General features: G+C 62.0%; 12 protein-coding genes. 3 read left to right on the top strand and 9 right to left on the bottom strand.

The features are described 5' to 3' along the window. Window positions 1-90 precede the first annotated feature (90 nt). Complete coding sequence (locus tag Q0931_RS05360; RefSeq protein WP_299258007.1) at window positions 91-1,005, top strand: NERD domain-containing protein; 915 nt, start codon at window positions 91-93, stop codon at window positions 1,003-1,005. Between the two features lie 122 nt (window positions 1,006-1,127). Then, on the top strand, window positions 1,128-2,288 hold the full coding sequence (locus tag Q0931_RS05355; RefSeq protein ID WP_299258005.1) for an MFS transporter: 1,161 nt from the start codon (window positions 1,128-1,130) through the stop codon (window positions 2,286-2,288). A 142-nt stretch (window positions 2,289-2,430) separates the two neighbouring features. Here Q0931_RS05355 and betT read toward each other — a convergent pair whose 3' ends face one another. The 7 genes from betT to Q0931_RS05320 all read right to left on the bottom strand — a co-directional run bounded on the left by betT (window position 2,431) and on the right by Q0931_RS05320 (window position 11,836). Then, a complete protein-coding gene (gene betT / locus Q0931_RS05350) occupies window positions 2,431-4,494 on the bottom strand; it encodes a choline BCCT transporter BetT (protein WP_299258004.1) in 2,064 nt (687 codons plus the stop codon). 247 nt (window positions 4,495-4,741) lie between these two features. Continuing rightward, complete coding sequence (locus Q0931_RS05345; RefSeq protein ID WP_299258002.1) at window positions 4,742-5,794, bottom strand: LacI family DNA-binding transcriptional regulator; 1,053 nt, start codon at window positions 5,792-5,794, stop codon at window positions 4,742-4,744. A gap of 58 nt (window positions 5,795-5,852) precedes the next feature. After that, window positions 5,853-7,484, bottom strand: coding sequence for a glycoside hydrolase family 13 protein (locus tag Q0931_RS05340; protein WP_299258000.1), 1,632 nt, complete (start codon window positions 7,482-7,484; stop codon window positions 5,853-5,855). 28 nt (window positions 7,485-7,512) lie between these two features. Further along, entirely contained in the window at window positions 7,513-8,643 is a 1,131-nt protein-coding gene (gene ugpC / locus Q0931_RS05335; protein WP_299257998.1) for a sn-glycerol-3-phosphate ABC transporter ATP-binding protein UgpC, read from the bottom strand. A gap of 51 nt (window positions 8,644-8,694) precedes the next feature. Further along, a complete protein-coding gene (locus Q0931_RS05330; protein ID WP_299257996.1) occupies window positions 8,695-9,537 on the bottom strand; it encodes a carbohydrate ABC transporter permease in 843 nt (280 codons plus the stop codon). Beyond that, window positions 9,534-10,544 carry a carbohydrate ABC transporter permease gene (locus Q0931_RS05325; protein WP_299257994.1) on the bottom strand — a complete coding sequence of 337 codons (1,011 nt, stop codon included), beginning with the start codon at window positions 10,542-10,544 and terminating at the stop codon, window positions 9,534-9,536. Before Q0931_RS05325 ends, Q0931_RS05330 begins: the two co-directional genes overlap by 4 nt. A gap of 20 nt (window positions 10,545-10,564) precedes the next feature. Next, window positions 10,565-11,836: an ABC transporter substrate-binding protein gene (locus tag Q0931_RS05320; protein WP_299257992.1), complete on the bottom strand. Its 1,272-nt coding sequence runs from the start codon at window positions 11,834-11,836 to the stop codon at window positions 10,565-10,567. Between the two features lie 260 nt (window positions 11,837-12,096). On the opposite strand from Q0931_RS05320, the gene Q0931_RS05315 reads away from it, so the two are divergent. Next, window positions 12,097-13,698: a carbohydrate porin gene (locus Q0931_RS05315; protein WP_299257990.1), complete on the top strand. Its 1,602-nt coding sequence runs from the start codon at window positions 12,097-12,099 to the stop codon at window positions 13,696-13,698. 95 nt (window positions 13,699-13,793) lie between these two features. On the opposite strand, the gene Q0931_RS05310 is transcribed toward Q0931_RS05315, so the two are convergent. Both Q0931_RS05310 and Q0931_RS05305 read right to left on the bottom strand, forming a co-directional pair. Beyond that, window positions 13,794-15,131, bottom strand: a complete 1,338-nt coding sequence (locus tag Q0931_RS05310; protein WP_299257988.1) for a deoxyguanosinetriphosphate triphosphohydrolase — start codon at window positions 15,129-15,131, stop codon at window positions 13,794-13,796. Window positions 15,132-15,222: 91 nt separating this feature from the next. Beyond that, complete coding sequence (locus tag Q0931_RS05305) at window positions 15,223-16,086, bottom strand: oxaloacetate decarboxylase (RefSeq protein WP_299257986.1); 864 nt, start codon at window positions 16,084-16,086, stop codon at window positions 15,223-15,225. Window positions 16,087-16,111: the final 25 nt, after the last annotated feature.

Raw genomic sequence — 16,111 nt, 5'->3', positions numbered from 1 at the left:
GAACGAAAATTCGGTCAACAAAATTCTGCCGGGCATGGATGCCAACCCGACAGAACGCTAGACTAAACCTCAACCTACCGGGATGACGTCATGCGCTGGCTGGAATATCTGCTTCCCCTGATTTTTCTGACCCCCCTGTTCGCCACCGCCGTGGTGGTGCTCGGGCTGCGCCATCTGTTTCAGGATAAGCCCGGCTTCTCTCCTTCCGGCCATCGGCTCAGACAGTCCGGCAACCGCTTTCGTGAACGCCTGGCCGAGGCACGCGTCAAACTTTTTCTCGCCGGCGCCCTGGGGCCGGTGATAGCGATCACACCGTTGATCTATGGCATGGGGCGAATGCTGTTCTCGTCTTATCAGGACTGGATCGAATGGAGCATTTACGGCCTGATCACCACGATTGCGGCACTGATTGTGGGCGCTTTCATGATGGCACTTTCCTACCGGATTTCTAATCTGCGTTTGCGTCTGGCCGGTGCCATGAATGTGGCGCACGACCTGCAGGGCCTTTTACGCACGCAGCATCAGGGCATTTACATCTTTCACGATGTGCCGGCCGAAGGCTTCACCATCGACCATGTGGTAGTGACCGAACACGGTATCTTTTCGCTGCTGGTTCGTACTCGCCAGGCAGGCCCTGAAGCCGCTCTGGACAGCACCCGAACGCTCAGACTCGATGGCGAGCGACTCCTCTTTCCCGACCGGGAAGAGACTCGCCCGGTACGCGAAGCGCAGCGCGCCCGGCGCTGGCTGCGTGAACGTCTGAGCCGAGACTGCAAACGGGACGTGCCCGTTCAGGCCATGCTGGTCATGCCGGGCTGGCGCATCGAGCGGGTCCGGGACAACGAGGATATCCGGGTGGTCGGCGACAATGAGCTGGTGCATTTCATGCAGCGCAGCGAACAACCGGTGCTGCCACAGCCGCTGTATGACGATGTGCTCAAGGCGCTGATTCGCCTGACCGATGATCATCAAACCCACCATGCGCTGTCCCCGACAGGCCGATAGAACGGCGCCGGTACTCAGCGCGCGTCATGACGCCGGAACCATGATCCCGATCACGAAAGACAAGACGGCACGCTCTCCCTGCCGGAGGCCGTGGGCGTGCCCTGTTTGACAAGGAGTGCTCCATGAATGACCCCGCCAGCGAGAGCATCAAGGCCAATGCGCCCGCCAGCCGCGCCGCCATTGCCTGGTTTTTTGCCCTTTCGGGACTGTCCTTTTCCAACTGGGCGGTACGCATTCCCGACATTCGCACCCTGCTGGATCTATCACAGTCCCAGCTCGGGACGGTGCTGCTGTGCCCTGTGGTCGGGTCGCTGTGTTTGACGCTTCTGTCGAACTATCTCAACACCCGCTTTGGCAGCCGGCGCATTACGCGCGTGGCCGCCTGTGCCATCGTGGTGTCGCTGGTCCTGATCGGCGCCGCTGTCTCAATGCTGACGCTGGGTCTGGCGCTGGTGGTCTTTGGCGCCGGCATGGGGCTTCTCAATATCGCCATGAACGATCAGGCGGCCACACTCGAGCGGCGCTACAGACGCTCCATCATGTCTTCCTTCCATGGCCTGTTCAGTCTGGGCGGCATGGCCGGCTCCCTGATTGGCGGAGCGCTGGCCACGCTGGGGCTGACGCCACGCTGGCACCTGCTGCTGGTCGCGGGGCTGTTGATGATGGGTATTCTGATCAGCCATCGTCATCTCCTGGCTCCGCCGCCGCGTGCCGAGCGCCCGGTCGGGGCCCTGTTCGTGCGTCCAAAGGGGCGGGTCTGGCTGCTGGGCATCATTGCAGCCGCCGTGGTCTTTATCGAAGGGTCGATGGCGGACTGGTCGGCGCTTTTTCTCACCGAACTTGGCGCCTCACGCGGCCATGCCGCCCTCGGGCTTGCCGTGTTTACCGGCACCATGGCCGTCGGCCGCCTGCTGGGAGATCGCTGGCTGGACCGGGTGGGCGCAGTACGGGCGCTGGAGATCGGCAGTGCACTGGCCCTGGCCGGTCTGGGTCTGGCCATTGTGGCGGCCGACCCCATGGCGGCCCTGGCGGGATTTGCACTCGCCGGTATCGGCATGTCGACCCTGTTCCCGTGCCTGTTGAGCCTGGCCGGGCGCAATCGTGCCATGTCCCCTTCGGGGGCGATTGCCTCGGTGGCCATGCTGGGCTACCTGAGCATGCTGGGCGGCCCGCCGATGCTGGGGTTTCTGGCCGAGGCCATCACGCTGCACTACGCCTTTATTGCACTGATCCTGGCCGCAGCGCTGGCTATCGCCCTGGCACGGCCAGCGGCCCGGGCCTGATCCTTCAGATGAGCCCTTGACCAAAACAGCGACGCACCAGAACCGGCAGTGCCCTGACATATCGATCGCCCCACCTGCCACCTACCATGAAAAAGGGCCCGACCATAATGGTCGAGCCCTGAGCTTCGAAGACAGGATGTGCTCAGACCGGCGGCTGCTCCGGGCTATCCGGCATGTTGATGCTGCCGGGTTCCATGCGATTGAGGTGCAGAAACTGCAGGTGACGCTCGTACTGATCGAGAATGTCGTCGATCACCTGCTGCTCGCTATAGCCCATCAGATCATAGCCCTGGCTGCCTTCCAGAAGATGCACTTCAAGGCGATAGTAATTGCGCGAGGCCTTTTTGGTGCGCATGGCAAAGGCCGGCGTTGCGAAGGCACGCGTCCAGACCTGGTAGGTAAAGTTCTGCTCGTCACCGAAGTCGACGTTGAGCGAGAGATAGTCATGCTCGTTTTGCTCGCCGCCGCAAACATAAACCCCCACCACATCCTGGTGGTCGAGCCTTTCCTTGATGGCCGTCATGGCCGGGCGAACACGCTCTTCAAGAAAGCGCTGCGCCTCGCTGCGGTCCGGGAAGTTCATCGCCCGATCGAGACGGTGCTCCCAGTTGCCGCGAGCACCGCGGCTGCTGCCCATGCGTCCGGAGAGTGAGCCGGCCAGGCTCAGCCGATAGCTCTCCTCCTTGAAGGCCTCGACCTTGAGCGCCTTGTAGAGCCCCGCCATCATGAAAAAGAGCACGATCGAGAACGGCAGCCCCGTAATGACCACAGCGCTTTGCAGCGTCGTCAGCCCCCCGGCCAGCAGCAGCGAAAGGGTCAGGATACCGATCACCGCCGACCACAAAATGCGCATCCAGATCGGCGCATCACTGCTGACATCCTTGAGAATCGAGGTGAAGTTCGAAAGTACCAGCGCGCCGGAATCCCCCGAAGTGACAAAGAACACGATCGCCAGGATGCTCACGGCAATTGTGGTGACCACCGGGAAGGGATATTCCTGCAGGAAAAGATAGATACCTGACGGCGGGTTGTTCATGACCTGCTGACCGAAATCGGCGGCACCATTCATTGCCATATCGATGGCACTGTTCCCCAGCAGCGACATCCAGATCATCATGAAGGCGATCGGCAGTGTCAGGGTGCCGGCCACGAAGGTACGGATGGTTCGGCCACGAGAAATACGTGCCAGGAAGAGGCCGACAAACGGGCCCCATGCGATCCACCAGGCCCAGAAGAACAGCGTCCAGCCATTGAGCCACTCCGTCGGGCGATCAAAGGCGTAGGTATCAAACGACATCCTCACGAAAGAGGAGAGGTAATCGCCGATGTTCATTACCAGCGCGTTAAGCAGGAAGATGGTCTTGCCGGCGAAAAGCACAAACAGCAACAGCGCCACGGCCAGCAGGATATTGAACTCCGACAGCCTGCGGATGCCCTTCTCCACACCGGTCACCGCCGAAATGGTGGCAAACAGCACGATCATCAGCACCAGAGCCGTCTGGGTCCAGGCGCTCTCGGCGATACCGAACATGAAGTTCAGCCCGTAGTTGAGCTGAATCACCCCGATGCCAAGACTTGCGGCGATCCCGAAGACGGTCCCCATGACCGCGGCGATATCCACCGCATGGCCAATGGGTCCGTAGATCCTTTTACCAAAGATGGGATAAAGCGCACTCGAGATGGTCAGCGGCAGATTATGGCGATAGCTGAAAAACGCCAGCGACATGCCCACCAGCGTATAGATCCCCCAGCCGGAAAGGCCCCAGTGCATGAAGGTCAGCTGCATGGCGTAACGCGCCGCTTCAATCTGATCCTCGGGTGCCCCGGGCGCGTTATAGAACTGGGTCAGCGGCTCGGCCAGCGCAAAGAAGATGACGCCGATACCGATGCCTGCGGAAAACAGCATCGCCGACCAGGAAAAGATATTGAAATCCGGCCGGGCATGCTCCGGCCCCAGCCGGATCTTGCCAAAGCGGGATACGCCCACGAACACCACGAAGGCGAGATAGATCACAACGGTCAAAAAGTAGTACCAACCGAAGGTGTTGGAGATCCAGCCCAGAATGGTGTTGATGACGCCGCTGGCCTGTTCGGTCGCGATCATCGCCCATAGCGAAAAGGCCACGATGCCGATGAACGAGCCGTAGAAAACGGTCGGATTGAGCCTGTCCCCCGAAGGGGTTTGATCCTTTGTTGCTTCACTCATGTGTCTTCCTGATTGATTATTGAAGATTGGAAGAGAGTCTCGACAGCGTTCAATGCTGTTTTTTTTAGCGGTAACTCAGGGTGACGTTATCTTAGTTTAACCACCGTTCAAAAAAAAACTTATCAGAAAGAGAATTTTTGAAAAGACAGGGTTATCCAGAAAGACCCTGAGCCGACACTGTCACGAGGCGGCAGGATAGAGAGGCAGCGGGCGCATGAAGGCCCAAAAGGGTAATGCCGGGCGGGCGTCAGGAGATCAAGGGGCAGGTGTCACCGTGGATCAGCCAGACAGGCTGAACCACATCGCGTTCATGGCTTTCACCGGTCACCATCCGGGCCGCCATAACGCCCTTCGCATGGCTGTCCTGATGCACGGTTGTCAACATGGGCCGACGGCGCTGGCCTTCGGCGATACCGTCAAAACCGGTCAGCCGCAGTTGACCGGGCACCTCGATACCGCGCAGTTCGGCCAGGCTCAGTGCCGTCAGCGCCAGCCGATCCGACATGCACAGCAAAAGATCGGGGAGGACGTCGTCCAGCAGTGCCTCGATCACCGGCGCGGCGGCTTCAAAGGTATTGCCATTCACGTTCCACAGCGGTACCTGGTCAGGGTCATGGCCGGCTTCCATTAGCGCCTGATCAAACCCGGCCAGTCGCTCGATGGCCACCGAATTGGGCTGGGACCAGCGCGAGCGCCGCTCGAGTCTGCCGCCCGGGGCATCCAGCGTCATGCGCAGTGCCACGATGGCCGGGCGCTGCGCGCCCCCGACCAGCGCATGACGCGCAATACTCAGCGCTGCGTCGCGATGATCGATCTGAATGGAGGCCAGCCCCGGCAGGCGCATGTCCACGGTCACCAGTGGCTGATGCTGATGTCGCAGCAGCGCCAGGATGCCCTCTTCAGGGATCGAACCATAGATCAGATAGCCGTCGGCCACACCGTTGAGCGAGACACTCTGCCGGTCGGTACGCCCGGCATCCGTCAACAGCAGCATGTGATAGCCAAGGCCATCCAGCACCTCGGCGATGCCGGCCAGAAAGCCCCCGGCCACACTATCGCCGAGACTGTAGCCAAGACCATCCGAGAGCATCACGCCAATGACCCGGGTACGCCCGGTACGCAGCGACCGCCCCTGGCTGCTCGGGCCGTCATAGCCCAGCGCCCGGGCCGCTGTCAGGATCTCCTCACGCCGGCTTGATGAGAGTTGATCGGGCCGATTGAAGGCATTGGAGACTGTGGCTGTCGACACGCCCAGGTGCGCCGCGACCGCCTTGAGCGTCATGGGACGCCGCCGGCTCATGCCCGGCCCCGGGCCAGAACATCTCGGCAGTGATGCATGGCCGGCCCTGACGGATTTATCAAGACGTCGTCAGCCAGACAGCGGCATTACCCACCAGCTGACCATGACTGATGGCATCCGTCACGCTCTGCAGGGCGACCTGCCCCTCGGGCAACGCCACCGGTGTCTCCCCCAGGTTAAGCACCAGGGTCACGCCACCATTGGTCAGGCTCAGCACGTCACTGCGCGAATGCGCCTGCCAGATCAGCTCACCGTGGCCCAGCCCGTGCTCGTGGCGCATGGCCAGCAGCCGGCGATAGAGTTCCAGCGTCGAGTTTTCATCCTCCAGCTGGCGATCCGCGGCGTAGCGGGCATAGCTCTCCGGCTGCGGCAGCCAGCACTCGCCGGTAGTGTTGAAGCCGAAGGCCGGGGCGCTGGCGCGCCAGGGCAGCGGTACCCGGCAGCCGTCACGGCCGATCTGTTCGCCGTGGGTGCGATGGAAGGTCGGATCCTGACGATAGCGCGCCGGCATGGTGGTGTGATCCGGCAGCCCCAGCTCCTCGCCCTGGTAGAGATAGGCCGAGCCTGGAAGGGCCAGTGTCAGCATGATCAGGGCCCGTGCCCGACGCAGCCCCAGCGCCTCGTCAGGCTGTTCGCCGTCGGCATCGATACCGTTGGGTCGCGCCCCCGGGTGCGATAGCCCCAGCCGCGAGGCGTGACGCACGCCGTCATGGTTGGACATCACCCAGGTGGTAGGGGCCCCGACCGCACCGTAGCTTTCAAGCGAGATATCGATGACTTCCCTGAGTTTTTCGGCATCCCAGGGAGCCAGCAGATAGTCAAAGTTGAACGCCTGCTGCATCTCGTCAGACCGCACGTAACGCGCAGTTCGCGCCGGTGGATGTACCCAGGCTTCGGCCACCATCATCCGGTCACGGCCGAATTCGCTCAGCACCCGATTCCAGCGACGATAAATCTCGTGCACCTCTTCCTGATCCCACATGGGGCCGCGGTTGCCGCCCTCGATCATTTCCTGACTGCCTTCCCAGTCCGGCAGTTCCGGTGCCTTGATCATGCCGTGAGCGACATCGATGCGAAAGCCATCCACCCCGCGCTCGAGCCAGAACCGCAGCACGTTGTCGAACTCTTCGAGCACTTCAGGATTGCGCCAGTCAAGATCGGGCTGACGCGTATCAAACAGGTGTAGATACCATTCGCGCTCACCCGGCACCTGCGTCCAGGCCGGGCCGCCAAAGACACTTTGCCAGTTGTTGGGCGGCTGCTCGCCATTGTCACCGCGACCCTCGCGAAAAATGTAGCGCGCCCGCGCCCGGCTGCCGGAATTTGATGCCAGCGCCTGCTGAAACCAGACGTGTTCGCTGGAAGTGTGGTTGGGCACGATGTCGACGATGATTCTCATGGCCCGCTCGTGGGCTCCCGACAGCATCGAATCGAAATCCTCGAGCGTGCCGAATAGTGGATCGACGTCGCGATAGTCGGCCACGTCGTAACCGGCATCCGCCTGGGGTGAGCGGTAAAAGGGCGACAGCCAGAGCGCATCGACGCCCAGATTCGCCAGGTAGTCGAGCCGCTGTATGACGCCGCTCAGGTCACCGATACCATCGCCGCTGGCATCCATGAAGCTGCGCGGATAGATCTGGTAAATCACGGCGTCATGCCACCACTGTGGCCGGGAATGCTGCTGAGTCATGTTGCCTTCCGTCATGTGGGTGAGAATGTCAGGAAAACGTTGTCGGCGCGGTAGCCGGCTCGGTCCCAGCGTCATGCACCGGCGGCAGCGCCCGGCCATCATGATCAAAAAGGTGGGCCCTGTGCGGCGCAAAATCCAGGGTGACGTGATCACCGCGCACAAAGGGCGCCGGGGCCTCGGTACGACACACCAGCGCCTCACCCTCAGGCGTTTCCAGATAAAGGTAGGCTTCGCTGCCCAGATATTCGACGTTAAGAATGTTGAAGCCCGCGTCCCCTGCCGCGGCAGTCGGCGTCAGATGCTCCGGGCGCACGCCCAGCGTCAGGCGCGTCTCTCGCTCGCTGGCCAGTAACCGGCGCGGCAGCACATGTTCACCGATACCCGGAATACTGATTCGACATCCCGCATCGCCCTCGGCGCGCGCCAGGGCGGTGAGAAAGTTCATCTTCGGCGAGCCAATAAAGCCGGCGACAAAGCGCGACATGGGCTGCTCGTAGAGCTCACGCGGCGAGCCGGTCTGCTCGACATGCCCTTCATTGAGCACCACGATACGGTCAGCCAGCGTCATCGCCTCGACCTGATCATGGGTGACATAGATCATGGTAGCGCCAAGGCGTGCGTGCAGGTGGGCAATTTCATTGCGAGTCTGTACGCGCAGGGCGGCATCAAGGTTGGAGAGCGGCTCGTCAAACAGCAGAATTCTGGGCTCGCGCGCCATCGCCCGTCCGATCGCCACGCGCTGGCGCTGACCACCGGAGAGCGCCTTTGGCAGCCGGTCCAGCAAACCATCGAGCTGCAGGATCTTCGCCGTCTGGCGCACTCGCTCATCCACCGTCTGCCGGTCCGATTTTGCAAGCTTCAGGCCAAAGGCGATGTTGTCATACACGCTCATGTGCGGATAAAGCGCGTAGGACTGAAACACCATGCCGATGCCACGCTCCGGCGGGGTCAGGTGATTGACCCGCGTGCCATCAATCATCAGATCGCCATGAGTGATCGACTCAAGCCCCGCAATCAGGCGCAGAAGGGTCGACTTGCCACAGCCCGAGGGGCCGACAAAGACCACGAATTCACCGTCGCTGATATCGAGCGAGACGTCCTCGATCACTCGGGTCGAACCAAAGCGCTTGTTGACCCTTTCAAGCGTCACGGAAGCCATGTCTACCTCCTGCAGAGCCTGCCACGCTGCAGCGTGGCAGGCGTTTCGATATCAGCCCTTGACGGCCCCGGCCGTCAGACCGGAGACGATGCGGCGCTGGAAGATCACCACCAGCACCACCAGCGGCACGGTGACAATCACCGAGGCCGCCATGATGGGACCCCAGGGCAGCTCGTACTGGCTGCCACCGGAGATCAGGGCGATCGCGACCGGCACCGTCCGCTGGGTGTCGGTCAGCGTGAAGGTCAGGGCGAACAAAAACTCGTTCCACGCCGCAATGAAGGCCAGAAGCCCGGTCGTGGCCATCGCCGGCCACAACAGCGGCATGAAGACCTTCGTGAGCGTCACCCAGGGCGAGGCGCCATCGACGATGGCGGCCTCCTCAAGCTCGTCGGGCAGCTGGCGCATGAAGGTGGTCAGAATCCACACCGTGAACGGCAGGGTGAAAATGGTGTAGCTCAGGATCAGGCCGCCGGGCGAATTGTAGAGATCCAGCGTACGGATCACTTCGAAAAGCCCCGACAGTACCGCCACCTGGGGAAACATCGACACCCCCAGCACCAGCATCATCACCGTGGTACGCCCGCGAAAACGCACCCGACCGAGCGCCCAGGCCGCGGTCAGGCCCAGCAGCAGGGCAATGATCACCACGCTGACCGCCACGATCACCGAGTTGCGAATCGCGGCCAGAAAGGCCGGCTGGGAGGGCACCGCCACATAGTTGGAAAAGTCCAGATCATCGATCCAGTAGCTCACTTCAAACAACTCGCTCGACGGCTTCAGTGAGGTCACCACCGCGTAGTAAAAGGGGAAAATGGCATAAAGCATCAGCACCCCCACCAGCGCCCAGAAGCCGATTTTCAGCACCACCGCCTTCAGCATTCGCAGCGTCATTGCCCACCTCCCAGCTGACGGCGACCCAGGTAGAGATAGACCACCGTGACCAGCGCGATGATCATGAACAGAAGCGTCGAGGCCGCACTGCCGTAACCCACATCCTGAAACTCCACCAGTTGCTGGCGAGCGTAGATCGACATGGTCATGGTCGAGGCGGCGTTGGAGGTCAGTACGTAGATGACATCGAACACGCGCAGCGCATCCAGCGCCCGGAAGATGACCGCCACCAGCAGCGCCGGGGTGATCAGCGGCAGGGTCACGCGGAAGAACACCCGAACCGGATGGATGCCATCGACCCTGGCGGCCTCATAACAATCGCTGGGCAGCATCTGCAGTGCCGCCAGCACCAGCAGCGCCACGAAGGGCGTCGCCTTCCAGACATCGACCATGATGACCGCCCACATGGAGAGACTGGCATCCGCCGTCCATGACAGCGGCGCATCAATCAGCCCAAGCCCTAGCAGCATGTGGTTGATGATGCCGAACTGGTCATTGAGCATCCACGCCCAGATCCTGGCCGACACCACGGTGGGAATTGCCCAGGGGATCAGCATCGCCGCGCGCACCAGGGTGCGGCCGCGAAAGCGGGCATTGAGCACCAGCGCCACGATCACGCCCAGCACCGCCTCCAGCGATACCGACACCAGGGTGAAATAGAGGGTATTCCATACCGACTGCCACCACAGTGGATCGGCCAGAATGCCGTACCAGCCGTCATCGAAAACCAGGTAGTTTTCGACCCCGATGAACTGCGCCCCGTCGAGACTGGACAGGCTGGCATCGGTCAGGCTGAACCAGAAGGTGCGTATCAGCGGCCAGCCGGCGACGGCTGCCAGTACGATCAGCATGGGCGTCAGAAACAGCCAGGCGGCACGCACCCGCTGGCGACGTACCCGGGTGCCGCGCTCACGATGCCAAGCCTTGGCCGATCGTTTTAATCTTCCGTCACTTCTTGAATGACGAGCATTGTCAGGCAGGGCGTCATGCGACTCTCGTGCGGCCATGATGTGCTCCCTGAAGCGCCTTACCAGCGACGGCGCTTGATGCGCTCAAGCTCACCCTCAAGACGCCCAAGCCCCTGATCGGCGGCGACATTGCCGGAAAGCACTTCATGAACGGTGTTGAAAAAGGCGTTGGAGACGCGGGGGTAGTTGTCGCCGGTGACGGCCGCCGGGCGCGGCACTGCCAGGGTGAAGGTCTCATAGAGCGTGCCGAAAAAGGGCACCGCAGCCAATACTTCGTCATCCTGATAGAGGGCCGGCAGCGTCGGGTTATAGGCGCCCTCGATGGCGCGACGCTTCTGCTCATCAAACGAGGTGAGAAAGGCGACCAGATCAGCGGCCATGTCGGGATGATCGCTGTAGCGTGATACCGCCAGATTCCAGCCGCCCAGCACGCCGGCACTCCGACCCTCCCTGCCACCGGCAGGCAGCGGTGCGACATCGACCCGATCACGAATGCTGCTCTGCTCGGACTGCACCAGATCCCAGGCGTAGGGCCAGTTGCGCATGAACAGCGCATTGCCCGACTGGAAGACGCCGCGCGCCTCCTCTTCGGTGTAGTTGAGCACGCCCCGCGGCGAGATATCTTCGATCCACCCGGCGGCCTGCGACAACGCCTTCACCGCCTGCGGGTTATTGACGGTGATCTCGCCGTCGTCGTCCACGATGGTGCCACCGTCAGGATAGCTGGCCATCCACTCCAGCGCGTTGACGGTCAGCCCTTCGTAGGCACGCCCCTGAAACACATAGCCCCAGAAGTCATCGTGCCCGGCCTTGCGCTCACCGGCCTGCACGGTGTGCGCGGCCTCTGTCAGTGCCGCCCAGGTACCGGGCACCTCAAGATCATATTTGTCGAGCAGATCCCTGCGGTAGTAGAGCACGCCAGCGTCGGTAAACCAGGGCATCGCCACCAGCCGGCCATCAACGGTGTTGTTGTCGACGATGGCCTCGAAAAATCCGTCGGTGGCCCCCTCCGGCAGATGTTCCCTTAGATCGATCAGGTGCGGCGCCAGCATGCCGGGCCACACTACATCGATCTGAAACACATCGATGTCACCGGAGCGCGAGCCGAGAATCTGCTGATAAAGCGACAGTCGCTCGGTCGCCGAATTGGGCGTGGAGACCACCTCAACGCTGTGGCCGCTTTTGGCCTCCCAGCGCTCGACACCGGCCTGACAGAGCTGCAGCTCGGCGCCCACAGCGCCACACGAGATGGTGAGATCGGCCGCCGAAGCCTGTGAAACAGCACTGACGGCCACCAGCAGACAGCCTGCACAAATCAATCCGGATGTCATGACAACGCCTCCAGGAAGCAAAACGCCAGATGCTCGGCTTAATCGTTTAAGACAATCATGAAAGGTACTTTTCGCCACACGATAGCGACATTGGACAATGGATTGATAACCTTTTGTCACAGAGGCAAATGTATGAGTGAAACCTTAACCATAGCTCTGTAAGTTCCTTTTACGATCCTGTGCCTACCGCTTGCATCACAAGACTGGCGAGCTATCGAGTAACAGGATCAGAACAATAATCATGAACAAGGGACACCATCATGCCTTCGCCTTACCGCTTCCCGCGTCACCCATTGGCCGTTGCTGTTGCGCTGGCGCTGGCACTGCCGACCAGCGCGCTTGCCGCTGACAGCTCCATTGAAGAACGACTCGCCGAACTGGAAGCGCGCATAGCTGCCTCCGAGCGTCGGGCCAGCCAGGCAGAACAGCGCGCCGCCCGGGCCGAAGCGGCGCTGGAAAAGCAGCAGGACTCGCAGCAGCTGGTGCAGGGGGGCAACACATCGCAGGGCGCTGGAGAGGAAGAACTTTCGGCCGGCAGCATCCCCTCCCAAGTGCGCGAAGAAGAGGGCGAAGGCGAAGGGCTGTCCATGAGTGTCTATGCCCGCTCGGGGCTTCTGATTGGCAGCGATCGCAAAAGCGCACCCGGCGGCCCCTACCTCACCCCGGGCGGCCGCTCGGGCGGTGCCGTGGGCCGACTGGGCAACGAGCCGGACACTTACATTGAAACGGTCTTTGACTACAACCAGCGCTTTGAAAACGGCGCGCACTCGCTGTATCGCATCATGCTGGCCGACGGCACTACCACCAGCAACGACTGGACCGCCGATGAGTCGGATCTCAACGTACGTCAGGCCTTTGTCGAGTTCAGCGACCTGCCCAGCTTTACCGGCGCGTTTGAAAATGCCTCGGTCTGGGCAGGCAAGCGCTTTGACCGCGACAACTTTGATATCCACTGGCTCGACAGCGATGTCATCTTTCTGGCCGGTACCGGGGCGGGGATTTACGACATCAGCGTGACCGATGGCTGGGACACCAGTTTCTCGCTCTATGGCCGCAGCTTCAGTGACTATGCCGTGGTCACCGATGAGCAGCCGGGCCTGCAGGACGACACCGACAACCTGATCCTGACCTCCAACAACCGCTTCGGCCCCTGGCAGTGGATGATCAGCGGCATGTCGGCCAACGACAACGACGAGCGCGACAACGATCCACGCAACGGCATCCCGGGTGACAACGTCGCCGAAAACGGCGTTCACATCATGGCGGCCTACCATGGCGACAGCTTCTTTGGCATGGGCGAAGGCACCTTCAAGGCAGCTCTGATGTATGGTCACGGGCTGGGCGGTGAGGTCAAGGCGCTGGGCTCGGACGGCAATCTGAACGAAGACGCCAATACGGCCCGACTGGCAGTCTACGGCACCACCTATCTCGCACCAAAATGGCGCATCGCACCGGCGCTGCTGGCCCAGACCAGTCGCGACCGCTACGCCGACGGCGACCGCTATGACTGGGTCACCCTGAGCGCGCGGCTGGCCAACGAGCTGAACGAGAACTTCGAGATGCAGTACGAGGCGAGCTACCAGTGGATGGATCTTGATCCGGCGGGATATGGCTATGAGGATAGCGACGGCAATCCCCAGGTCTTTGAGAGCGTCAACGGTGGCTATACACGCCTGACCATCGCGCCCACCTTCAAGCCGCAGGTCGGCGATTTCTGGAACCGTCCGGAGATTCGCCTGTTCGCCACCTGGAGCGACTGGGACGAGGATCTCAACAACTTCTCGAATGATGACGCACTGGGCAGCGACGGCTTTACCGGCAGCGAGTGGACGTTCGGTACCCAGATGGAGGTGTGGTTCTAAAGAAACGCGGGGGTTAAACGAAAGGCGCGGGAGGCGGCCATGCCGCACCCCGCGCCTTTTTGGTCCTGACCCATCCGGCGCCAGCGCTCCTGACGTTACTCTCCCCGCAGTCGCCCACCCATTTCCTGGGCGAGATCGACGGCAAAGTTGTCTGTCATGCCGCCGATGAAATCGAGCATGCGGCGATAGCTGTCATACAACGGCCACTGGGTCTGTGGCGTGTTTTCCCCGATCAGGGCCAGCACGCGCTGATGCTTGAAGCTGGACTGACCGGTGAAGTGCAGCTCATGCGCGGCACCAATGAAGGCTTCCAGCAAAATCCCCAGCGTCGTGTAGGCGCCAATCTCGAGCTTGGCCTTGCGCGCATTGCGAAAGATGCGGTCGCGGGCAATTTTTTTGGCCTCACTCACGCCCCAGCCCAGATCCGGATGGCACAGATCCAGCAGGTCATCTTCGAGACTGCCGTCGAGTAGCGCCTGCTCATGCGTGACAAAGGTGGCCGCCACTTCATTGACCGCCCGCTCCATGGCCGCCCCGCGCAGCGCCGCTATCCGCCGACGCTGGGAGACGTTCTCGAATGACATGCGGGTGTAGTCCTCGGGCTCGCCGCCGGCGATATGGGTCAGCACGCCGGCGACTTCCTCGAAGCGCAGAATGCCCATCTCGAGGCCGTCCTCGAGATCGAGCAGGGCATAGCAGATATCATCGGCCGCCTCGACCAGCCAGGCAAAGGGGTGACGACACCAGGCGTGATCGCTCAAGCGCTTGAGCCCCAGCAGGCCGGCCACGCGTTCGAGCTGCCGGCTCTCCGACTGATAGGCCCCAAACTTGCCCGCAAGCCCCGCCCGCTCCACCGTCCAGGGGTACTTGAGCATCGCCCCGAGCGTTGGCGCGGTCAGGCGCATGCCACCATTGAACTGGTTGTACTCGATCTGGGTGACCACCCGAAAGCCCTGGGCGTTGCCTTCATAGGTCAGCAGGTCGGCCCGCTCGGTCGGGGTCAAGGCCTCGAGAAAGCCGGTACCGTCGGCTTCGGCGCGCTTGAACCAGTCGCGGATGGCGTACTCGCCGGCATGGCCAAAGGGCGGGTTGCCGATGTCGTGGCTCAGACACGCTGCCTGCACGATCACGCCCATGTCGGCCGGCGTGATCCAGCCCGGCAGACGATCGCTCAGGCGCTCACCCACGATCATGCCCAGACTGCGCCCCACGCAGCCGACCTCCAGCGAGTGGGTCAACCGGGTGTGGATATGATCGTTTTCGGTCAGCGGATGCACCTGCGTCTTGCGCCCCAGCCGGCGAAAGGAGCCTGAAAAGACGATGCGATCAAAGTCCTTGTGGAAAGGACTGCGGCCAATTTCACGCTCGCGCTCGGTGGTCTTGTCATCCAGACGCACGGGGGCCAGCAACTGCTCCCACTGCATTTGACTCATGTCGCCTCGCCCCCCGGGACCCGCGCAACAGGCGCCGGCCGTTCACTGATGAATACCCGGCGCTGGCCGGCACTTGTTCGTTGACGTCCGCTTATTCATTGACGTCCATATAGCGACGCGCCCACTCGCGGTTCTCTTCAAGCGTTGAGTAGCGCGTGGAGAGCTCAGAGGCGTTCAGGTTGCCATCGGCAATCTGGCGCTGCTCGCGCAGGCAGTCATAGGTGGCCTTGATGGCTGCAAAATAGGCGCCATGGCCATTGACCACCACGCGCACGCCGGCACGCGCGAGACGCTCGCGGTCACGCAGCTCGGGGTTGTCGTAGGTCACCAGCATCAGGGGGATGCTCAGGTGTTTGGCGATGCTTTCCAGATGGTCGAAATCACGAATACCGACCATGCAGATGCCGTCGGCGCCGGCACGTTCGTAGGCCATGGCGCGGGTGGTGGCGTCCTCGGCGCTGAGCACGCCGGCGTTGGTGCGGGCAAATATCGACATGGCGGGGTCAATGCGCGCCTCAAGGGCCGCGCGGATCTTGCCCACGCCCTCTTCCAGCGGCACCAGGTCGGTGGACTTGCGCCCGTATTTGGCCGGCAGCAGCGTATCCTCAATGGTCAGCGCCGCGACGCCGGCCCGCTCGAGTTCGGTAATGGTGCGCATCACGTTGAGCGCGTTGCCATAGCCGTGGTCGGCATCGGCAATGATCGGCAGACGCGCCACGCGACCGATACGGGTGGCCTGCTCGACGAATTCGCTCAGCGTAATCAGGGCAAAATCGGGGGCCGCCAGCACCTGCAGCGAGGCGACCGACCCGCCCAGAATGCCGACTTCAAAGCCGAGATCCGCCGCAATTCGGGCCGACATGGGATCAAACGTGGAAGCGGTGAAGTAGCAGTCCTCGCGGGCAAGCAGGTCGCGAAACTGGTAGCGCAGATCGTGCTGGGAAGGGGTAGCCATGACAACTCCTGGACATCAGAAACCG

The organism is uncultured Kushneria sp., assembly GCF_947497025.1.
Classification (GTDB): Bacteria; Pseudomonadota; Gammaproteobacteria; order Pseudomonadales; family Halomonadaceae; genus Kushneria.
The sequence above is the reverse complement of the archived record's forward strand: the minus strand, read 5'-3'. Positions and strand labels throughout refer to the sequence as shown.